Here is a 21,483-nt window from a genome sequence, read left to right as displayed (position 1 = left end):
CCATGGCCGCGCATTTGATGCCGACCAGTGCGCCAACCCGCGACCACCTCGACTGGCCGTTCTTCGCCGACAGCCACCGCGCGTTGGCGGCTGAACTCGACGCCTTCATCGCCAGCGGCGGGCTGGGCGAGATCGACCATGGCAACGCCGACGGCGCCTGCAAGAAGCTGGTGGCGGCGCTTGGCCAGGCGGGTATCCTGCGTCACTGCGTGCCGGCCGCCTTCGGCGGCGCGTCGAACGTGATCGACAGCCGCTCGCTCTGCCTGATCCGCGAGACACTGGCCTATGCCGACGGTCTCGCCGACTTCGCCTTCGCCATGCAGGGCCTGGGCACCGGGGCGATCAGCCTGTCCGGTTCGGACGACCTCAAGCAGGCCATCTTGCCTAGGATTGCCCGAGGCGAACTGATCTCGGCCTTCGCCCTGACCGAGCCCGAGGCCGGCTCCGACGTTGCCGCCATGAGTACCAGCGCACGCCGTGATGGCGACACCTATGTGCTCGACGGCGAGAAGGTCTTCATCTCCAATGGCGGCATCGCCGACGTCTACACCGTCTTTGCCCGCACCGGCGAGGCGCCCGGCACGCGTGGCATCTCGGCCTTCGTCGTCTATGCCGACACGCCGGGCTTTTCGATCGCCGAGCGCATCGAGACGATGGCCCCGCATCCCCTGGCACGGGTCAGCTTCGACAATTGCCGCATCCCGGCATCCCACCTGTTGGGCGAACCGGGCGAAGGCTTCAAGATTGCCATGCGCACGCTCGATATATTCCGGCCGTCAGTGGCTGCCGCAGCCCTCGGCTTTGCCCGCCGTGCCCTCGACGAAGCCGTCGCGCACGCCAGGTCCCGCAAGATGTTCGGGGCGACGCTGGCCGACCTGCCGACCGCTCAGAGCACGCTGGGCGAGATGGCGACTGCCATCGACGCAGCCTCGCTCTTGACCGTGCGTACCGCCTGGCGGCGCGACGTGCAAAAGCTGCCGATCACCCGCGAGGCCGCCATGGCCAAGATGACGGCGACCGAGAACGCCCAGTGGGTCATCGACCAGGCACTGCAGCTGTTCGGCGGCCGCGGCGTGCGTGTCGGCGAGATCACCGAGCGCCTCTATCGCGAGATCCGTGCGCTGCGTATCTACGAAGGCGCCACCGAAGTGCAGAAGCTGATCATCGGCCGCGAGCTGATGAAGGCCTCGAGGTAGGGGAGCTGACGTGCCCTTCCGTACCTCAAGGCCGCTCCGTTTCGGAGACTGCGACCCCTCCGGAATCGCCTACTTCCCGTCTTACCTGAACATCCTCGTCGGTGTTTTGGAGGAGTTCTTCGGCGATGCCGGTGCGCCGTGGAAAGACCTGATCGCCGAACGGCGCATCGGCACGCCGACGGTGCGACTGGACCTCACCTTTGCCCATCCGGGCTTCCATGGCGACACGCTCGACTTCGAGCTGTTCGTCCGCCGCATCGGCCGCTCCTCGCTCGATCTCGAGCACAAGGTTTCGGCCGCCGGCACGCTGCTCTGGAGCGCCCGCCACAGCGTGGTCGCCACCTCGCTCGATACCCACAAATCGCTTGCCTGGCCGGACGACCTCCGCGCCGCACTCGAAAGCCGCCTGGAGACGACAGATGCATGAGATCCTGCAACCCGAAGGGTGGGCCAAGCCCATCGGTTATGCCAACGGCATCGCCGCGAGCGGCCGCACCATCTTCGTCGGCGGCCAGATCGGCTGGAACGCGCAGTGCCAGTTCGAGACTGACGACTTCGTCGGCCAGGTGCGCCAGACGCTGGAAAACGTCGTCGCCGTGCTGAAGGCCGGCGGCGCCGAGCCGCACCACATCACCACGATGACCTGGTACTTCACCGACAAGAAGGAATACACCGAGAACCTGCGCGGCCTCGGCCAGGCCTATCGCGACGTGATCGGCCGCCACTTCCCCGCCATGGCCGCCATGCAGGTGGTGGCGCTGGTCGAGGACCGCGCCAAGATCGAGATCCAGGCCACCGCGGTCATCCCGGCATAGCCATGAGCGCGACGCGGTTTTCGGAGAGCGTTTCAGGCAGCATCCGTGACGGCGTGCTCGTCGTCACCATCGACAATGCACCCGTCAACGCCACCTCGGCACATGTCCGGCAGGGGCTGGTCAAGGCACTCGACCATGCGTCAGCCGTTGGCACCGTCATCGGCGTCGTCATCACCGGCGCCGGCCGCACTTTTGTCGGCGGCGCCGACATCAGGGAGTTCGGCAAGCCACCGGTCGAGCCGACGCTTCCCGAGGTCATGCAGCGTATCGAGAATTGCAGCAAGCCGGTGGTTGCTTCCGTCAATGGTGCCGCCCTCGGCGGTGGCTGCGAGATCGCACTTGCCTGCCATGGACGCGTCGCCGGCGAGGTCGCGAGTTTCGGTTTGCCCGAGGTCAAGCTCGGCATCGTGCCGGGCGCCGGCGGCACCCAGCGCCTGCCGCGCCTCATCGGCACCGTCGCGGCCATCGACCTGATCGGCAGCGGCCGCACAATCAGGCCTGATGAAGCCATCAAGCTTGGCCTTGTCGACGGCGTCGCAGCCGATCATCTCGCGGCAGCCATCGGCCTTGTCCACCAACTCGCCGGTCAGCCGCAAAGGCGCACGGGGTTGCTCGATGTCCCGATCGCCGAATTGGCCGCCGTCGATGCGGCGTCAAAAAAGATCCTGTCCAGATCGCGCGGCCAATCGGCCCCTGCCGAGGCCGTTCGCCTTGTCCGGCTGGCTTCGGACAGGACTTTCCAGGACGGCGTCGCCGAGGAGCGCGCCACCTTCCTGCGCCTGCGGGATTCCAATGAGGCGGCAGCCCTGCGCCATGTCTTCTTCGCCGAGCGGCAAGCCGGCAAGGTCGACAAGCTTGAGGGCATTGCCCCACGCAGGATCGAGACGGTCGGCATCGTGGGTACCGGCCTGATGGGCGCCGGCATCGCAGTGTCCGCATTGACAGCCGGCTACCGCGTCTTCGGCATCGAGCAGACCGAAGACGCCGCCACCAAAGGGCGCGAGCGCATCGCCGGCATTCTCGACAAGGCGGTCCAGTCAGGGCGTCTTGCGGCGACAGTTTGCGACGAATGCCTTGCGCGGCTGGTGGTGGCTGCGAACATCGGCGAACTCGCCGCAGCAGATCTCGTCATCGAGGCGGTGTTCGACGATCTCGCGGTCAAGACCGAGCTTTTCCAGCGCCTCGATGGCATCGTCAGGCCGGATGCGATCCTCGCCACCAACACCAGCTACCTCAACCCCGACGAGATCGCAGCGGCGACTGCTCACCCCAGGCGCGTCGTCGGCCTGCACTTCTTCTCGCCGGCCAACATCATGCGCCTGGTCGAGGTCGTCGACTGCAAGGCAACAGCGCCCGACGTGCTCGCCTCCGCGCTGGCCTTCGCCAGGAAACTCGGCAAGCTGCCGGTGGTCTCAGGCGTAACCGAAGGCTTCATCGGCAACCGCATCTTCTCGGCCTATCGCCGCGAAGCGGAGTTCATGGTCGAGGACGGTGCCGCGCCCGAAGAGGTCGACGCTGCACTTGAAGCCTATGGCTTTCCGATGGGCATCTTCACCGTCTACGACATGGCCGGGCTTGAGATCGCCTGGGCGCGGCGCAAGCGACAGGCGGCAACACGCGATCCAAACGCGCGTTATGTCGAGATCGCCGACAAGCTTTGCGAAGCCGGCCGTTTCGGCCGCAAGGCAGGCAAGGGCTGGTACGACTATGCGTCTGGCGAAAAGGCCGTCGATCCAGAGGTCACTGCGCTGATCGCCGCCGCACGCACGGCCAAGGGCATCTCGCCCCACAGCTTTACGACCGGCCAGATCGTCGACCGGCTGCTGCGCGCCATGGCCGACGAAGGCGCTGCCTTGCTCACTGAGGGCATCGCCGCGCGATCGAGCGATATCGATCTGGTGATGATCAATGGCTACGGTTTTCCGGCGCACAAGGGCGGGCCGATGTTTGCAGCCGAAACGGACGAGGACATGACACCATGACCGAAGCATATATCGTAGGCGGCGTCCGCACCCCGATCGGCCGTTATGGCGGCGCGCTTGCCTCTGTGCGCCCTGATGATCTCGCGGCTCACGCCATTCGCGAAGCGCTGGCGCGGCACCCTGGCATCCCTGCCGACCAGATCGATGAGGTCGTGCTCGGCTGTGCCAATCAGGCCGGCGAAGACAACCGCAATGTCGCCCGCATGGCTGCCCTGCTTGCGGGCCTGCCGGTGTCGGTGCCCGGAACGACGATCAATCGCCTCTGCGGTTCCGGCCTCGACGCGGTTGGTTATGCAGCACGCGCAATCAAGCTTGGCGAAGCTGACATCATCATTGCCGGCGGCGTCGAAAGCATGTCGCGCGCGCCCTTCGTCATGCCCAAGGCTTCAAGCGCATTCCAGCGCAGCACCGAAATCTTCGACACCACCATTGGCTGGCGTTTCGTCAACCCGTTGATGGAAAGGCAATACGGCATCGATTCCATGCCCGAGACCGCCGAGAACGTCGCCGCCGAGTTTTCCATTTCACGCGAGGATCAGGATCATTTCGCCCTGCGCAGCCAGGCTCGTGCCGCCGCCGCGCAGAAAAGCGGCCGTTTTGCCGGCGAAATCGCTCCTGTCACCATCAAGGGCCGCAAGGGCGAAGCGACTGTCGTCGAGCACGACGAGCATCCGCGCGAAACGACGATCGAAAAGCTTGCGGGCCTTTCGGCCCCGTTCAGAGATGGCGGAACGGTCACCGCCGGCAACGCATCCGGCGTCAATGACGGGGCCGCAGCCGTGATCATCGCTTCTGCGCGCGCCGTCGAACGCCACGGCCTCAAGCCTCTAGCCAAGGTCGATGGCATGGCGACCTCAGGCGTAGCCCCCCGCATCATGGGCATCGGCCCAGTCGGTTCGACGCAAAAGCTTCTGGAACGCGCCGGCCTTGTCATATCAGACATCGACATTGTCGAACTCAACGAAGCCTTTGCCGCGCAGTCGCTGGCATGCATGCGCCAGCTTGGCCTCGCCGATGACGCGGGCCACGTCAATCCGAATGGCGGCGCCATCGCACTCGGTCACCCGCTCGGCATGTCGGGCGCGCGTCTGGCACTGACCGCAGCATTGGAACTCGATCTGCGTGGCGCCAGACGCGCGCTCGCCACCATGTGCATCGGCGTCGGCCAAGGCATTTCGCTTCTGATCAGCCGGCCCTAGCCGCCGCTAGAATTGGAAGTTCGCGCCTATCCTGAAGGTGTGGACGCGCAAGGCGATATTGACCGGGTCCGGCAGATTGTAGCTGTCGCTGCCGAAGTCGTTGTAGAGATATTCGGCTTTCAGCGAGAGCTTGTCCGTCACCATGGTCTCGACGCCGGCACCCAAAGCCCACCCGGTGTGAGTGCCATTGCCGCCGAAAAGCTGACCACCGCCATTGAGGTCGAGGTCGAAGCCGGCAAACGCGACACCGGCGGTGCCATAGACGAGGACCCGCTCGGTCGGGATAAAGCCGACACGGCCGCGTATCGTGGCCAGCCAGTCGAGATTGCCGTCGAGGCTGAACCCCTGCCCCACGTCTGAAAAGCCAATGCCGGTCGCGGCGATATCGCCTTCTACACCCAGCACAAGACCGTTCATCCGCGTGTTGAGACCGATCTGGACCCCGCCGAGCCAGCCGTCGATGTCCCTGTAAGAATCGGGTCCGGAGGCATCGACGTCGCGTGCCCGCCCTGAGCCGTAGCCGGCATGAACACCAGCATAAGGTCCGCTCCAGAATTCGATGGTCGAGGCCGGCTTGCCTGCCGGATCGGCCGCATGGGCCGTGGTTGCCAGAGTGAAAAGGGCTGCACTTCCAAGGACAATGAACCTGATCATGACCGCTCCCATAAGTAGAATTCCCTACCCCCTGATGACAGGGAATCAGAACTCTCCGCGGCCGCCAATGCCGGTCGGGATCAAATCCTGCGGTTCACAAGCTATTGTTATTATTATGCAACACCACATATCTCGTGTGCTGGACGACGCCGAAAGCAAAGCCGAGCGCCGGTCTATACACAACCCAAGACTTCATTAGTTGTGGCTAAGATACATGCGAGGCGCTCGAAGACTGCGACGCTTCTGACACCGAAATACTATGTGCACAAACGATCGGCCTGCACCCGCTTGGCAAGGAAGAGAAATGCCCCGCTTTGAGCCCGCCAAACGGTCGTGGCATGGCTGCGCGGGAACCCAAAGCCGCTTGCAGCGCGAATCAGCCGGGCCGAACATCGCGCAGCAACGTGCTCCTCAGCCCACGGCCCGACGCTGCGGTTGGCGCAGAATCGCCGAGCCTCCGGCCGCCTGGACGGCAAGGCTGCCAAAAGTGATACCGGCGGCAAGGCAGGCATCCTCGGACTGACCGGAAAGCCAGGCATCGATGAAACCGGCGTTGAAAGCATCGCCCGCACCCGTCGTGTCGACAACCGGAACCACCTCCGCCTTTCGGTGCAGCAACTGGCCACTGGCCTTCAGCCATGCGCCCTCGCCGCCCGCTTTCAGGGCAACGACCGGAAAGTCCTTGGACAGGATCTCGATGGCTGCAATCGGGTCGTTCTCGCGTGTGATCGCCGTTGCCTCTTCCATATTGGGTAGGAAGATGTCGACGCCGGCACAACGATCAAGCAGTTCGGCTTCGTAGATCAACGTCTCGTCCCAGCTCGGATCGAGCGACACTGTCAAGCCCTTCGCCTTGGCGCGGCTCACCAGATCGGGGATCTCGTGCAGCGTGGCATATTCGGCAATGTGCAAGTGCCCAGCATCGCTCCAATCGAGCGCGGCATCGAGCGTCGCAGGGAGGGCGGTCCCTGCGCGCCGCGACAGGAAGGCGCGGTCGTTGCCGATCACCGAGGCGACGGTGACCTGCGGCCCCGCGCCGGGCGAATGCTCGACGAAACGCAGGTCGACATTGCTTGCACGGAGTTCGGCCTCGATCCCTGTAGACAGCGAGTCCGTGCCAAGGCGCGCCACCAGAGCGACTTGACGCCCGGCATGTGCCATGTGGGCGGCCGCGATGAACGCGCCGCCGCCGGCGGCCATCTTCATGTCCTGCGCAAACACCTCACGCCCCGGCTCAGGCAGCGATGCCAAGCCGGTGAAGATCAAGTCACAGTAAATCCGCCCGATGCTGAGCACCGCCGGACGCTTGGCATTTCCCGATGTCATTGCCGGCCCAGGCTCTTCTCGGTCTTGGCGTCGAAGAGATAGAGGCTGCCCGGCGCCGCGCGGCAGGTCAGCGTGCTGCCGGTCGCGGGGATGAACTTGCTCGGTGCAGTGGCAATCACGGCACTGCCGTCGACATCGAGATGCACAAGCGTCTCGGGTCCGAGCGGCTCCACCGCCGTCACCGTTCCGGTGAGCTCCAGACCACCTTCCGACTTCTCGATGGCTGCGGTCAGTTCATGCGGCCGCACGCCAATCAGGATGTCGCCGCCGGCAGCAGGCTCGATGCCCTTGCCGTTCTTGCGGCCCGGCACCAGGTTCATCGACGGGCTGCCTATGAAGCGCGCGGTGAAGACATCGACCGGATTTTCGTACAGGTCGGTCGGCGTGCCCACCTGCAGGATGTGCCCATCCTTCATGACCACGATACGGTCGGCCATGGTCATCGCCTCGACCTGATCGTGGGTGACATAGACTGTGGTCGTCTTGAGCTTCTGGTGCAGGCGCTTGATCTCGATGCGCATCTGGGCGCGCAACTGGGCATCGAGATTGGACAATGGCTCGTCGAACAGGAAGGCCGACGGATTGCGGACCATGGCGCGGCCGATGGCGACACGCTGGCGCTGACCGCCCGACAACGCCGCCGGACGGCGGTCGAGATACTTCTCCAGGCCGAGGATCTTGCCTGCCTCTTCGATACGCTGGTCCTTCTCGGCCTTGGACAGCTTCGAGGTGTAGAGACCGAAGCCGATGTTCTGGCGCACGGTCAGATGCGGGTAGATGGCGTAATTCTGAAACACCATGGCGATGTTGCGCTGCTTGGGATCGCGCTCGTTGACCACCTCGCCGCCGATCTTCAGCGTGCCGCCGGAAATGTCTTCGAGGCCGGCGATCATGCGCAAGGTCGTCGACTTGCCGCAGCCCGAAGGCCCGACGAAGACCACGAATTCGCCATCGGCGATTTCAAGGTCGATGCCCTGGACTACGTCTACCTTGCCGTAGCGCTTGACCAGCTTTTCAAGTTCGATCGTCGCCATCAGAGCGCCCCTGCCAGTGCCTTGAATTTCTCGCCGAGTTCTTTTGCGGCTTTCGCCTCGTGCCCGGCATGCTCCTGCGCAACGGCATCCAGTGCCGCTGCCTTCTTCCTGTAGACGCCGATCGCCTCGGCCATCGCCGCCGGTGCCGGGCCGCCGAAGCGGTCGCGCACGGCAACGAAATGTTCCGGCGAGACGATCTCTTCGAACTTGTCGCGGCCGAAGCTCGGTTCGCGTCCGGTCGAATGCCTGAAGGCTTCGAGGAACGGCGCGTAGCCGTCCGTGGCGAGCCCGCCGCCAGCCGCAACCACAGATTTGGCGACCGTGGCTGCGATCTCATGCGCCTCGCGGAAGGACAGGCCCTCAATGCGGACGAGCGAGTCGGCAAGTTCGGTGATGGTGATGCAGGAGCGGCGGATGTTTTCGGCCACACGCTCCGGATCGATGCGGATCGCGCCGACGAAGGCCGCGAGCAGGTCGAGCACGCGGGAGGCAGCGGTAAACGCCTCGTAGCCCATCGACTGGGTTTCGCCCTCGCTGTCGTTCATGTCGGTGAACGGCGTGTTGTGGATGACACCGAGCACCGTGCGGGCGCGGCCCATCGTCTGGCTGGCGAGCAGCCGCATATGCTCGATCGGCACCGGGTTGCGCTTCTGCGGCATGATCGACGAGATCTGCACGAAAGCGTTCGGCACATAGACCTGGCCGACCTCGAAGCTGGTCCAGAACTGGAAGTCCTGAATCAGGCGGCCGAGATGCAGGAACATCAGCTCGATCGCCGAATAGGTCGACGTGATGTAATCGGACGCCGCGATGCAGCTGTAGGAATTGCGCAAGGGTGCGGCAAAGCCGAGCAGATCGGCGACGCGCTGCCGGTCGATCGGGAACCCCGACGTGGTGATGGCGGCAGCCCCCATCGGCGACAGGTCGACGATCTTGCGCGCCTCTTCGAAGCGCTCGATGTCGCGGATCAGCACCTCGATGGCAGCCGACAGGTAATGCCCGAAAGTCGAGGGCTGCGCCGGCTGGCCATGCGTGTAGGCAACGATCAGCGTCGCCTTTTCACGCTCGGCCGCGTCGATCATCGCGGCCAGCAGATGCCGCGCCTTGACCATCAACGCATCAATGCGCTGCTTGAGTCCAAGCTTGAACAGCGTGTGGTCGATGTCGTTGCGCGAACGCGAGGTGTGCAGGCGTCCGGCGACATCAGCGCCGAGGCGGGCCTTCAGTTCCTTTTCGATGAGGAAGAAGAAGTCCTCGACCTCGCCGGTGTAGACCAGCTTCTCCGGATCGACTTCACGGTCGATGGCTTCGAGAGCACCGGCGATCGCCGACGCCTGCTTGGCATCGAGAATGCCGGTCTCGGTCAGCATCACCAGATGCGCCCGGTCGATGGCGCGGAAGCCGTCGACATGGTGGGTCTTGGCGCCGTCGAAGAGCGGCCGAAGCACCGTCTCCTTGTAGACGGGATCGGGAAAGACGCTCTTGTCGGAGAGCCTGGGGTTCAGTTCAGACATTTTCTATCCCTTGAGCCCGGCAAGCATGACGCCGCGGACGATGTAACGCTGGAGCACGAGGAAGACGATCAGCGTCGGCAAGGTGGCGATCGCCGCACCGGTCATGATCATTTCCCACTGGATGGACTGTTCGACAGCGAAGCTCGATAGGCCGACCGGCAAGGTGTAGAGCTCCTTGCTGGTGGTCACGATCAGCGGCCAGAAGAAGGCCGTCCAGTTGCCGAGGAAGGTGAAGATGGCGAGCGCGGACAGAGCTGGCGTCACCAGCGGCATCGCCACCTTCCAGAAGATCTGGAACTCGTTCAGGCCATCGACGCGGGCTGCCTCTAGGAAGTCGTTGGGCACACCTTCGAAGAACTGCTTCATCAGGAAGGTGCCGAAGGCCGTCATCATGCCGGGGAACATGATGCCCCAATAGCTGTCCAGCCAGCCGAGATTTGCCGACATCAGGTACCACGGGATGACGAGCATCTCGGTCGGGATCATCAGCGTCGACAGGATGGCGAGGAAGATGAAGTAGCGGCCGCGAAATTCGAACTTGGCCAGCGTGTAGCCGACAAGGCTGTCGAAGAAGACGTTCGACAGCGTCACCATGACGGCGACGAACATCGAGTTGAAGAACCAGCGCATGAAGCGCCCGTCGGCCAGGATCGCGATGTAGTTGTTGAGCGTCGGCGCTGCGGGAATGAGCCTGAGGTCATAGACCTGGCCGGCCGTCTTGAACGACGTCGAGAACATGAAGGCCAGCGGCGTCACCATGATCAGGCCGCCGATGAACAAGAGCGTCCAGGCGAGGATGCGGCCGGGCTTGACGTTGGCGTGAGACAGCGCCGGCGTTTGGGTGACGGCACTCATTTCTTTTCCCTCAGGATCCAGAGCTGCAACAGCGATACGAACAGCAGGATGGTGAACAGCACCACCGTCTGGGCCGCCGCATATCCCATCGCGTAGGACGAAAACGCCGTCTGGTAGATCATCAGCACCAGCGGCTTGGTCGAGCCGAGCGGGCCGCCCGGGTCGTTGGTGGTCATGTTGTAGACCTGGTCGAAGATGCGCAGGAAGCCGATCGACGAGAACACGACGAGGAACATGGTTGTCGGCTTGAGCAGCGGCAGCGTGATCTTGCGCAGGATCGCCCATTCGCCGAGGCCGTCGATGCGCGCAGCCTCGTAGAAGGTATTGGGGATCGACCGCAGGCCGGCCATGAAGATGATGATCTGGAAGCCGAGGCCGGCCCAGATCGCCGTCAGCATGATCGACGGCAAGGCCTGATCAACCGAGCGGATGAACGGCTGCTGGGGAATGCCGAGCGTGCCGAGCGCATTGTTAATGACGCCGATCGGTGCCGGCTGGTAGAACCAGCGCCACACCCAGGCCATCGCGGCAGCCGTGGTCAGGTAAGGCAGGAAATAGAGGCCGCGGATCAGCCCGTGCATGAAGCGCACGCGATCGAGATGGTAGGCAATGACGAATGACAGCAACAGGCTGATCGGCGTGCCGACGAGCAGATAGGCAAAGGTGTTCTTGAACACCTTCCAGAACTGCGGGTCTGCGAACAGCTTTTCGTAGTTGGCCAGGCCGATGAACTGCGGCGGCTTCAGCAGGTCCCAGTTGGTCAGCGAAAGCCAGAAGGCTTCGATGGTCGGGTAAAAGCGGATCACCGAATAGAACAGGATCGGCAGAGCGAGGAAACTCCACACCCAAACCAGCCGCTTCGTCCGCATGGAACGGCGTTCCCAGAAGGTCGCGCCGGGGCGGCTCAGCGCCGCCCCCTGTTGATCCGCTGTCACAGACATCAAGCCTTCGCCTTACTTCGGGGCTGCTGCGTCGATGATCGCCTGCTCGGCCGCTGCGGCCTGTGCGAGCGAATCCTTCACCGACTGGCCTTCGAGCAGCACGCGGTTGGCCATGTCGATGGTGGTCTGGCGCTGGGCTGCCTCATCAACGAACATGGTGGTGCGAGCGTATTCGAGACCCTTGAGGAACGGGCCGTAGACCGGATCCGCAAGGTTGGCCTCGGTCATGGCAGCCGAGCGGCGTGCCGGCAACTCGCCGACCGTCTTCAGCCAGACGTCCATGGCCTCAGGCGAAGAGATGTAGGCGAGGAACTTCTTCGAGGCTTCGAGCTTCTCGCCGCTGGTCGTCGCCGAGATGCCGTTGGCGAAGTAGCTGGCATAGTTGGAACGGGTGCCGTCGGCATTTGCCGGCAATTCGGTCACGCCCCATTCGAAGCCTTCGATCGACTTGAAGGCGCCGAGACGGAAGGTGCCGTCGATGGTCATAGCCGCCATGCCGGCACGGAAGGCTGCCTGGCCTTCGTCCATGAAGCCGGCCTGGCCGATCTTCTTTTCGGTCTGCAGGTCGGTGTAGAACTTCAGCGCCTTTTCACCGGCTTCGGTGTTGTAGGCCACCTTGCGGTCGCCGTCGGTGTAGGGCTGGCCGCCGAACTGGCGCACCAGCACTTCACGCCACCACTGATGATCCTGGCCGGCCATGTCGAGGGTCGATCCGGCGACGATCAGGTTGCCGGCGGCATCACGCTTGGTCGCCTTCTCGGCGGCAGCGACGAACTCGTCGAGCGTCTTGGGTGGATTTGCCGGGTCGAGGCCGGCTTCGGTGAACAGCTTCTTGTTGTAGAACAGCGCCAGCGAACGCACGGCGGTCGGCAGGCCGTAGTAGTCCTCGCCGCGCTTCATGGCGCTGACGATCGGGAAGAATTCGCTTTCGATCTTGTCGTGCGGGAACGCATCGGTCGGCAGCGGCTGCAGCAGACCGCCGGCAACGAACTTGTCGAGCCAGCCGTAGAACAGCTGCATCACGTCGGGGCCCTGCCCGCCCATCTTCGCGGCGATGACGCGCGTCTGATAGTCGGCATAGGGGAATGTCGTCTGCTTGACGGTGATATCCGGATTGGCCTTCTCGAAGTTCTCGATCAGCTGGTCCATCGCCTTGACGCGCGAGTCGAAGACATACTGCCAATACTCGATCTCGACGGCCTGGGCCGCGTTGATTGCCAGCGTGCTGAAACCAGCAATCAGTCCGGCAAACAGGGTTGCTCTACGCATGTAAACCTCCATCTGCGCCCGCCGGAAAATCCCGGATGTCGGGCGGTGATTATCCCCTTGGACCGCAGCCTCGCATGCAATCGAGGCCCGGTCCGTCTCGTAACTCCGATGCTTTCAGGCGCGAGCGGATCACGCTCGCCAAAATCAGGCACCAGCAAAGCTGCGGATCCTCCCCGCACACTGCCTATACGCTTTCCTGCCGGACGCCTTTTGTCAATAAGATAATTTACTTGAATTAATCTGTTGCGGGGTTCGGGCCTTCCGCGTTATCAATTTTGCAACTGAAGTCAGGATGCGCGAAATGGCGTTTCAGCCGGGCAGCACACATCAGGTCACATTGGGCAACAACCCCGAGCGCAGCCGCGACCATAACCGTCGCGTTGTGCTCGACGTCGTGCGCCGCAATGGCGCGCTGGGGCGCATGCATATCGCCCGGCTGACGCATCTGACGGCGCAGGCCATCGCCAACATCGTCGACGAGCTGGTCAGCGAAAACCTGTTGATGGAGACCGGGCGCCTGCGCTCGGGCCGCGGCCAGCCGCCGATCCAGTTCGCCGTCAACCCCGATGGCGCGATGACCATGGGCATCGAGATGGCCTCCGACCACATGGTGGCGACCGTGCTCGACCTGTCGGGACAGCCGCGCTCCAAGCGAATCATGCCGGTCAGCGACACCAGCCCCAGCCAGGTCATCGCCCATCTGCGCGCCGAGCTCGACACGGTCAGGTCGACGTTCAAGTCGCGGTTGCTTGGCATCGGCGTGGTCATGCCCGGCCCGTTCGAGATCGAAGGCATGACTTCGGTCGGCCCGACGACACTGCCGGGCTGGGCCAACATCGATGCGGCAAGCCTGCTCAGCGAAGCCTGCGGGGAGCCCGTGACGGTGGAAAACGACGCCAACGCCGCGGCTGTCGGCGAACGCTTCTTCGGCGCTGGCCACACCATCTCCAGCTTCTGCATGGTCTATTTCGGCGCCGGCCTTGGCCTTGGCATGATCCAGGACGGCACGCCGTTCCGTGGCGCCTTCGGCAATGCCGGCGAAATCGGCCACGTCGTTGTCGTTCCCAGAGGCAGGGCTTGCCCATGCGGCCAGCACGGCTGCCTTGAGCGCTACGCCTCGGTCCATGCGCTGCGCGAAAAGCTTTGCGCCGCCGGCATCCCCGACTGCGATTTCGCCGATTTCTCCGATCTCCACGCCAAGCGCCATCCGGTGCTTCTGGAGTGGATGGACGAGACGGCGACCTATCTCGCCCCGATGATCGCAATGATCGAAAACATCCTCGACCCCGAAACGGTGATCCTTGGCGGTGTGTTGCCGGACGCGATCATCGACGAACTGATCGAACGGATGGGACCCTTGCCGATCTCGGTCGCAAGCCGACGGACCCGCGCCCTGCCCCGCGTCATGCGTGGCCAGACCGGGCAATATACGGCGGCACTCGGTGCCGCCGCACTGCCGCTGTTCGAGGTGGTTACCCCCAAGCTCGAAACCGCCGCCACCGCGCCCACCGAATAGCAGACTGAAATACCGGAGGACCTGAATGCCGAGCGCCCGCGAACGTATTGAAAGACAAAAGGCCAGCCCGTCGCTGCTCAGGCTTCACCGTGCCCTTAGCCGTCTCGTCTCCACCGTCACAATGATGAACACCGGAGCCCATCCCGACGACGAGCAGAGCGGCCTGCTCGCCTGGTTCCGTCTTGGCCTCGGCATGCGCGTCATCGTCGCCTGCTCGACGCGTGGCGAAGGCGGCCAGAATTCACTCGGGCCGGAACGCCTAGGCGTGCTCGGCATGATGCGCACGCGCGAGATGGAGGAGGCGGCGCGCGAGCTCGACGCCGACGTCGTCTGGCTCGGCCATGGCCCCGATGACGAGGTGCATGATTTCGGCTTCTCCAAGGATGGCGACCAGACATTCACCCGCTGGGGCGAGATGCGCACTGTCGAACGGCTGGTGCGTGCCTATCGCTGCGAACGGCCCGACATCGTCATTCCGACCTTTCTCGATGTCCCCGGCCAGCATGGCCACCACCGCGCCATGACCCGCGCAGCCGAAAAGGCAATCAGGCTTGCCGCCGACCCGCAGGCTTTCCCCGAACATTTCAAGGAAGGCATGAGCCCCTGGCAGGTGGCGAAGTATTATCTGCCGGCATGGTCGGGCGGTGGCGACACCTATGACGACGAAGTGCCACCTCCCGATGCGACGGTTGTCGTCAACGCGCCCGGGCGCGAACCGGCGACGGGCGCGGAATATGACCGCATCGGAGAATGGTCGCGCTACTACCACGCCTCGCAGGGCATGGGTCATTGGCCTGATGTTGCCGAGACGCGCTGGCCGCTGCATTTACTGCTTGCCGCCAACGGCACAAAGGCCGAGACGTCGGTGCTCGACGCGCTGCCGGCAACGCTCGCCGATCTCACCGCATCGCGAGACCTCTCCTATGAAGCCGCGCAGGCGCTGAAGGCCGCCGGTTTGGCCGTCGACAAGGCAATCGCGGCATTCCCACACGCCGATGCGATCATTGCAGCCCTCACCGAAGCGGCTACCCAGCTTGCCGCTGCCCGCAACAATGCCTCGCCCGATTTCCTCGAACGCCACCGCCACCGCCTCGACCGCAAGGCACGCGAGATCGACGCCGCCTTGATCGAGGCCGCGGGCCTCTTCGACCGCGCGACGCTGTCGCCGTCGACAGTGGCGCCGGGCGGAACGGCTGAACTCACCGTCGATCTGGCCCCCGCCGGCGACGATCGTTCTGTCGAGGTCGAAGCTGTGCTGCCCAATGGCGTCACGGCCAAGGCGGAGACCATCACCGGACGCCGACGCAGCCTGAAGATCGTTGCCACCGTGGACGCCGCTTACACAAAGCTCTATCCGCCGTCATGGACGGCTCTCGGCGGCAATGGTGACGCCCATGTCGTCATCTCGGCGAAGTTCGGCGATCATACCGCCCGCGCCACCTATGACCTCGAGGAGCCATTTGCCGTGCTGCCGGCAAGCTCGGTCGTGATGGAGCCCGAAGCGCTGATCGTGCCGCTCGACGGTACCAGACGCGAATGGCCGGTCAAGCCAGTGGTCGCAGGCAAGGATGCGCCCGTCTCGCTCAACATGGAAGGCGGCTGGTCACTCGCCCAGGCCGAAGGTGGCCAGGTCATCCGCGCTCCCGAGACACGTGTCGCCGGGCTAACCACCATCACGCCACTGGTCGGCAGCAGGCCGGCATTGCGGCTTACCCCGATTGCCTATTCGCATATCGGCCGCGTCACCCATCGCCAGCCGGAAGCGCTGCGCGTGCTCACGCTCGACCTCAAGCTCCCGCAAGGCGCTGTCGTCGGTTATGTCGGCGCAGGCGCCGATCGCGTCGGTCTTTGGCTGTCGCGCATTGGGCTCGACGTCACCGAACTCGACGCCAAGGCGCTGGCCGGAGACCTCAGCCGCTACACCACCATCGTCGTCGGCATCTTTGCCTTCGGCATTCGCAAGGATTTGGCAGCAAGCACCGAGAAGCTGCACCGCTTCGTCGAAAATGGCGGCCACCTTGTCACCCTTTACCACCGCCCGACCGATGGTTGGGATCCACTAGCGACGCCGCCGAGGAAACTCGAGATTGGCTCGCCGTCTTTACGCTGGCGCGTAACGGATCCGACCGCCGAAGTTACGGTGCTGGTGCCGGACCACGTCCTGCTCAGGGGGCCGAATGTGATCGGCCCGCAGGACTGGTCCGGCTGGAACAAAGAGCGCGGGCTCTATTTCGCCGCGCGCTGGGACGAGGCTTACCAGCCTCTGCTGGCCATGCACGACGCCAACGAACAGCCGCTGATGGGTGCGCTGGTCTCGGCTCAGATCGGCAAGGGCCGCCACACCCATACAAGCCTCGTCCTGCATCACCAGATGGACAAGCTTGTGGCGGGGGCATTCCGCTTGATGGCAAATCTTGTCCAGCCAGCCTGACAGCACGGTGACGCCCGAGGCGGGGGAAGAGCGTCACAAGGCCAACCGCGAGGGCATCGTCTGGGTGCTCGCCGACATGCTGCTGGTCTCCGGCGGCATGACGGCGCTCGTCAAGGCACAGGGGCTGATCTACCCGGCGTTCCAGCTCGTCTTCGTCCGGGCGATGATCGGCCTGTTGTTCATCCTGCCTTTGATCTGGCGCCACCGCCACCACATCCGCCACACCAAGCATCCCTGGCAGAACGTCTCGCGCATCAGCTGCAACGCTATCGCGCTGACCAGCCAGTTCATGGCCTACACGCTGCTGCCGCTGGCCGTGGTCAACGCGCTGAGCTTTTCCAGGCCACTCCTCACCATGGCCATGGCTGTCGCCTTCCTCGGCGAGACGGTTTCGCGGCTACGCTGGGTGGGTGCTGCCTTCGCCTTCGCCGGCGTGCTCGTCATGCTGGCGCCGGGCGGCGTCGACTGGAATCTCGGCCTGCTTGCAGTGTTTGCTACGGTCGTCTTCGGCTCGCTCGCCATCATCCAGACACGCATGCTGCGCGACGAAAACACGACCGTGATGATGGTATTCTACACTGTCGGCCTTGCGGTCATCACCGCTGTGCCGGCCATCTTCGTCTGGCAGCCTGTCAAGACCTTCGACTGGGTGCCCCTGCTCGGCATCGGGCTTCTGGCGCAGGCCGGTCAATACTGCTTCCTGCGCGCCTATCGCCTTGCCGACGCCAGCGTGCTCGCGCCGATCGGCTATCTCTCGATCGTCGTCACGACTGCCGCGGGCTATGTCTTCTTCGGCGAAGTGCCCGACCAGCGCATCGTCATCGGCGCAATCGTCATCCTCGCCGCCTTGCAGACGACCGCCCATCTCGAGCGCCGCGCCAACAGGAAGAAGTGACCTTCGCCAAATCCGCGAGCGTCCTGCTCCCGGAGGCGGGGAACATCAACCCCAGGCAGCTCCGTCAAGCGCGTTGAGCGGGAACTTGAGGTAGCGCTGGCCATTAGCTTCGGGCTCGGGAAGCCGGCCGCCATTGATGTTGATCTGCAGTGCATGCAGGATCAGCTTCGGCATCGGCAACGTGGCGTCGCGCCCATTGCGAAACGCCACGAAGTCCTCTTCCCGCTCATAACGCGTCAGGTGAATGTTCTGACTTTTCTGGGCGGCAACGGTGCTTTCCCACAACGGGGTGCGTCCGCCAGGCTGGTAGTCGTGCCCGACGAAAATGCGGGTGTCATCAGGCAGCGCCATGATGTCCTGGATCGTCGACCATAACGCATTGGCGCTGCCGCCGGGGAAATCCGTACGTGCGGTGCCGCTGTCCGGCATGAAGACGGTGTCGTGGACGAAAGCTGAATCGCCGACGACATAGGTGACGGATGCCAGCGTGTGACCGGGCGAGAACATCACACCCGTCTTGATGTCGCCGATCGCGAAGGTGTCGCCCTTGTCGAACAGCCGGTTCCATTGCGAACCGTCGGTGCGGAGTTCAGGCCAGTTGTAGATGCCGGCCCATAGTTTCTGCACGTCGACGATGCGCGCCCCGATCGCCGTCGGCGCACCGGTCTTTGCCTTCAGATAGGACGCCGCCGAGAAGTGGTCGGCATGTGGGTGAGTGTCGAGGATCCACTGGATCTCCAGATCCTGGTCGCGAACATGGTCCAGCAGCTTGTCGGCGTTGACGGTCGCCGTCGCACCCGATTTCTCGTCGAAGTCGAGGACCGGATCGATGATCGCGCACTTTCGGGTTCGCGGGTCGGAGACCACATACTGCACCGACCAGGTGCGTGGGTCGAAAAAGGCGGCGACGTCTGGTCTTGCCATCTCTCAAGCCTCGGCCATTTCGGCAGCGCGCGGATAGAAAATCGCACGGCTGGCATCGAAATCGTAGCGCTCCTGATACTGCACCGCGTCCGAAGCCAGCTTCAACACCGCATCGAGGATGAACTGCACTTTCTCTTCAGGCAGCAGCACGCTGAAATTAAGCCTGACAAAGCCTGGCTTGCTGATCTCGTCGCCAGCCAGGATAGCTTGGCGCATGCGCTCAGATTCCGTCTCGCCGATCGACAGCAGGCGATGGACATAAGGGCCGGCGCAAGCGCAGCCGCCACGCGCCTGGATGCCAAAGCGATCGCTGAGCATGCGGGTCACCAGCTGCTGGTGAACATAGCTGCCCTTGCCGTCCCTGACCCGGAACGAAAAGATCGGCAGCCTTTGCGGGGCCAGGGCGCCGAGCAGCTCGATGTTCCCGGCGCCATTCCAGGCCGACATAGCGCGGCTGGTCAGTTCAGCGTTGCGAGCCCGCATCGCATCCGCGCCGAGCGCTTCCTTGACCAGGAAGGCAAGAGCCGCGCGGATGTCGCCGACCACGTTGGGCGTGCCCGCCTCCTCCCGCGCTTCCAGGCTGGTGCTGTAGTCGTGGCCCGCAGGCGAAACGAATTTGACGGTGCCGCCGCCGGGCCATGAAGGCTTGTCAGTCGTAACCGCATCGCGGCGGACGATCAGCACGCCCGAAGCGCCCGGACCGCCGAGGAACTTATGCGGCGAGACGACCACGGCATCGATTTCGGCGCCTGATACGGGCGACATGGCGATCGGCATGTAGGGTCCCGCACCGGCATAGTCCCAGACGATCTTGGCGCCAGCCGCCTTCGCCTGCCTGGTGATGGCAGCGACATCGGTAATGACACCGGTGACGTTGGAGGCAGCCGAAAACGCGCAGACGGTGAGGTCAGCCTCCCATTGCAGCACTTCGTCCAGTGCGACTAGATCAGGTCCACCGGCAGCGCATTCGGCGATCTCGATCACCTCCGCCCCGCTTTCGCGCCAAGGCAGGATGTTGGAATGGTGCTCGTAGGGGCCGATGATGACACGGACCTGCTTGCCAACGGCAACGGCATCGACAACGCCCAGAAGCTTGACCAGCCGATTGATGCCGGCCGTCGCGCCCGATCCGGCGAAGATGACCGCATGCCTGTCGCTCGCGCCACAGCACGCGGCGATCGCCGCGCGCGCCTCGCGGCGCAGGCGGGTCATCATGCCGCCGCAGTAGGAAGCCTCGGTGTGGCTGTTGGCATAATAGGGCAAGACCTCCTCGAGCACGAAGCGCTCGATCTGCATCAACGCCCGACCGGAAGCGACATAGTCGGCATAGACCATGGGCTTAGGGCCGAACGGGCCGTCGATCTTCGCGTCCTTGCCGACAAGCCCGCTGCGCAGCTCCGCGACGACGTCGCGTACGGCAAGGCACTCCTTGAACTTGTCCAGCAAGCCGGTGCCGCCAGGCTTTTCGCAGCGCTCGGTCTTCATCGAATCTCTCCCGCAACCAACTGGAGGCGATTCTAATCGGATGCGGGAGGTGAAACCTCATCTTTTTCGCGCGACTTTGCAGCCATCTTGGGTCATATGATCTGAATCATGGAAAAAATCGACGAAATCGACAACAAGATTCTGGCGTGCCTGCAAAAGGACGGTGCGATCTCGCAGCGCGACCTGGCCGAGCGTGTCGGGCTGTCGCAAAACGCCTGCTGGCGCCGCCTGCAGCGGCTCAATGCATCCGGCCTGATCCGCGGCACCCATGCCGACATCGACCTTGCGGCACTCGGCTACGACCTGACCGTGTTCGTCATGATCCGCACCCGCCACCACTCCAAAGAATGGGCGGACAATTTCCGCAAGCATGTTGAACGCATGCCCGAGGTGACTGACTTCTATCGCATCGGCGGAGACTGGGACTATCTGATCAAGGTGGTGACCAGGGGCATGTCGGGCTACGACGCCTTCTACCAGAAACTGATCACCAACTTCGACCTGGCGACGGTGACCGGTTTCTTTTCCATGGAAGCGATCATCGAGAACCGTGCCGCGGATCTGGCCCGGCTACGCTGACCAGCACTCAGAGCACAGTGTCGAGCATGCTCTGACGGCGGCCGGAGAGCCAGAAGGCGGCTTGAGCGTTCTTCAGTCGTTCTTGCCGCGCGTTTCCTCGAGGAACGTCACCAGCGCGCGGCCAGCGCCGAGGATGTGGTCGCGGGTGAGATCGGCTGCCTTGTCGGCATTGCCTTCGATGCAGGCATCGAGGATGCCCTGGTGTTCGCGCCGGGCGCGATTCATGCCGTCGGTCAATGTCAGCTGGGCGCGCAGATAGCGGTCGATGCGGTCGAGCGAAGCGCGCACGATCTGCAGATAGTAGGGCCGCCGCGCCGCCTCATAGAGGCTGTAGTGGAAGTTGCGGTTGATCTCGCCCCACTTGGCCGAATTGGCTTCGCTGTCGAACGCCGCGCAGTGACGTCGGGCCATATCAAGCGTCTTCGCGTTCATGTTGGGCACGGCAAGCCTGATGACTTCCGCCTCGATGAGCGCGCGAAACTCGAAGATCTCCTCGATCTCCTCGATCGACAGGCCGGCGACGACCGCGCCCTTGTAGCGCTGGGTGGTGATCAGGCCGTTCTGCTCGAGCCGCGACAGCGCCTCGCGCACCGGAATGCGGCTGGTGTTGAACAGCGAGGCGATCTGGTCCTGCCTGAGGTTTTCGCCCTCGGCGAGTTCGCCTTCGATGATCGCCTTGCGTAGCGCCTCGTAGACGATATCGGCCGCCGATGCGGCTTGCCTGATATCGACGGTCTCCAGTTTCATTGCGGTCCAACCTTGCAGGATTGCGGCCAACGGCCAAGGCTCGGTGATAGGTGCTGTGGCAACAGGGGGCAACATGCCCAGCATTTTCTTCCCGCACAATTGCATATTCCAGATTGTATAT

Annotated in this window: 19 protein-coding genes; 9 read left to right on the top strand and 10 right to left on the bottom strand. The window is 63.8% G+C overall.

Annotation, left to right across the window (positions count from 1 at the left end; genetic code table 11):
- Nucleotides 1–2: 2 nt before the first annotated feature.
- The 5 genes from DY201_RS28225 to pcaF are packed head-to-tail and all read left to right on the top strand — an operon-like array spanning nt 3 to nt 5,192.
- Nucleotides 3–1,196 (top strand): acyl-CoA dehydrogenase family protein, encoded by a 1,194-nt coding sequence (locus tag DY201_RS28225; RefSeq protein WP_425358776.1) that lies wholly within the window; start codon nt 3–5, stop codon nt 1,194–1,196.
- 10 nt (nt 1,197–1,206) lie between these two features.
- Nucleotides 1,207–1,623 (top strand): acyl-CoA thioesterase, encoded by a 417-nt coding sequence (locus DY201_RS28220; RefSeq protein WP_115734643.1) that lies wholly within the window; start codon nt 1,207–1,209, stop codon nt 1,621–1,623.
- A complete protein-coding gene (locus tag DY201_RS28215; RefSeq protein ID WP_067967726.1) occupies nt 1,616–2,011 on the top strand; it encodes a RidA family protein in 396 nt (131 codons plus the stop codon). Before DY201_RS28220 ends, DY201_RS28215 begins: the two co-directional genes overlap by 8 nt.
- A 2-nt stretch (nt 2,012–2,013) precedes the next feature.
- Nucleotides 2,014–3,993, top strand: a complete 1,980-nt coding sequence (locus DY201_RS28210; protein ID WP_115734642.1) for a 3-hydroxyacyl-CoA dehydrogenase NAD-binding domain-containing protein — start codon at nt 2,014–2,016, stop codon at nt 3,991–3,993.
- Nucleotides 3,990–5,192 (top strand): 3-oxoadipyl-CoA thiolase, encoded by a 1,203-nt coding sequence (gene pcaF / locus DY201_RS28205; RefSeq protein ID WP_115734641.1) that lies wholly within the window; start codon nt 3,990–3,992, stop codon nt 5,190–5,192. The genes DY201_RS28210 and pcaF overlap by 4 nt, the downstream gene beginning before the upstream one ends.
- Before the next feature lie 6 nt (nt 5,193–5,198).
- Here the strand turns inward: pcaF and DY201_RS28200 are convergent, their stop codons facing one another.
- From DY201_RS28200 to DY201_RS28170, 7 genes are all read right to left on the bottom strand, one after another.
- Entirely contained in the window at nt 5,199–5,846 is a 648-nt protein-coding gene (locus DY201_RS28200) for an outer membrane protein (protein ID WP_165916020.1), read from the bottom strand.
- 411 nt (nt 5,847–6,257) lie between these two features.
- Nucleotides 6,258–7,172: a carbohydrate kinase family protein gene (locus DY201_RS28195; protein WP_115734639.1), complete on the bottom strand. Its 915-nt coding sequence runs from the start codon at nt 7,170–7,172 to the stop codon at nt 6,258–6,260.
- A complete protein-coding gene (locus DY201_RS28190) occupies nt 7,169–8,206 on the bottom strand; it encodes an ABC transporter ATP-binding protein (RefSeq protein ID WP_115734638.1) in 1,038 nt (345 codons plus the stop codon). The genes DY201_RS28195 and DY201_RS28190 overlap by 4 nt, the downstream gene beginning before the upstream one ends.
- Nucleotides 8,206–9,720, bottom strand: a complete 1,515-nt coding sequence (argH, locus tag DY201_RS28185) for an argininosuccinate lyase (protein ID WP_115734637.1) — start codon at nt 9,718–9,720, stop codon at nt 8,206–8,208. The genes DY201_RS28190 and argH overlap by 1 nt, the downstream gene beginning before the upstream one ends.
- 3 nt (nt 9,721–9,723) lie before the next feature.
- Nucleotides 9,724–10,575, bottom strand: a complete 852-nt coding sequence (locus DY201_RS28180; protein WP_115734636.1) for a carbohydrate ABC transporter permease — start codon at nt 10,573–10,575, stop codon at nt 9,724–9,726.
- Nucleotides 10,572–11,510, bottom strand: a complete 939-nt coding sequence (locus DY201_RS28175; protein ID WP_115734710.1) for a carbohydrate ABC transporter permease — start codon at nt 11,508–11,510, stop codon at nt 10,572–10,574. The genes DY201_RS28180 and DY201_RS28175 overlap by 4 nt, the downstream gene beginning before the upstream one ends.
- Nucleotides 11,511–11,528: 18 nt before the next feature.
- Nucleotides 11,529–12,797 (bottom strand): sugar ABC transporter substrate-binding protein, encoded by a 1,269-nt coding sequence (locus DY201_RS28170; RefSeq protein WP_115734635.1) that lies wholly within the window; start codon nt 12,795–12,797, stop codon nt 11,529–11,531.
- Between the two features lie 289 nt (nt 12,798–13,086).
- Between DY201_RS28170 and DY201_RS28165 the strand changes: the two genes are divergently transcribed.
- Genes DY201_RS28165 through DY201_RS28155 form a run of 3 tightly spaced genes read left to right on the top strand, consistent with a single transcriptional unit; the run spans nt 13,087 to nt 17,627 of the window.
- A complete protein-coding gene (locus DY201_RS28165) occupies nt 13,087–14,301 on the top strand; it encodes an ROK family protein (protein ID WP_165916019.1) in 1,215 nt (404 codons plus the stop codon).
- A 25-nt stretch (nt 14,302–14,326) separates the two neighbouring features.
- Nucleotides 14,327–16,732, top strand: coding sequence for a PIG-L family deacetylase (locus DY201_RS28160; RefSeq protein WP_115734633.1), 2,406 nt, complete (start codon nt 14,327–14,329; stop codon nt 16,730–16,732).
- Nucleotides 16,716–17,627 carry a DMT family transporter gene (locus DY201_RS28155; protein ID WP_115734632.1) on the top strand — a complete coding sequence of 304 codons (912 nt, stop codon included), beginning with the start codon at nt 16,716–16,718 and terminating at the stop codon, nt 17,625–17,627. Before DY201_RS28160 ends, DY201_RS28155 begins: the two co-directional genes overlap by 17 nt.
- Nucleotides 17,628–17,672: 45 nt before the next feature.
- Here DY201_RS28155 and DY201_RS28150 read toward each other — a convergent pair whose 3' ends face one another.
- Both DY201_RS28150 and DY201_RS28145 read right to left on the bottom strand, forming a co-directional pair.
- A complete protein-coding gene (locus DY201_RS28150) occupies nt 17,673–18,551 on the bottom strand; it encodes an MBL fold metallo-hydrolase (RefSeq protein WP_115734631.1) in 879 nt (292 codons plus the stop codon).
- A gap of 3 nt (nt 18,552–18,554) precedes the next feature.
- Nucleotides 18,555–20,036, bottom strand: coding sequence for an aminotransferase class V-fold PLP-dependent enzyme (locus DY201_RS28145; RefSeq protein WP_115734630.1), 1,482 nt, complete (start codon nt 20,034–20,036; stop codon nt 18,555–18,557).
- A gap of 108 nt (nt 20,037–20,144) precedes the next feature.
- Here DY201_RS28145 and DY201_RS28140 point away from each other — a divergent pair, with 108 nt between their 5' ends.
- Nucleotides 20,145–20,615 carry an Lrp/AsnC family transcriptional regulator gene (locus tag DY201_RS28140; RefSeq protein WP_115734629.1) on the top strand — a complete coding sequence of 157 codons (471 nt, stop codon included), beginning with the start codon at nt 20,145–20,147 and terminating at the stop codon, nt 20,613–20,615.
- 72 nt (nt 20,616–20,687) lie between these two features.
- Here the strand turns inward: DY201_RS28140 and DY201_RS28135 are convergent, their stop codons facing one another.
- A complete protein-coding gene (locus DY201_RS28135) occupies nt 20,688–21,362 on the bottom strand; it encodes a GntR family transcriptional regulator (protein WP_115734628.1) in 675 nt (224 codons plus the stop codon).
- Between the last annotated feature and the right edge of the window lie 121 nt (nt 21,363–21,483).

Source organism: Aminobacter aminovorans, assembly GCF_900445235.1.
Classification (GTDB): Bacteria; Pseudomonadota; Alphaproteobacteria; order Rhizobiales; family Rhizobiaceae; genus Aminobacter; species Aminobacter aminovorans.
Note: the sequence above shows the minus strand (reverse complement) of the source record. Positions and strands in the feature narration are given on the sequence as shown.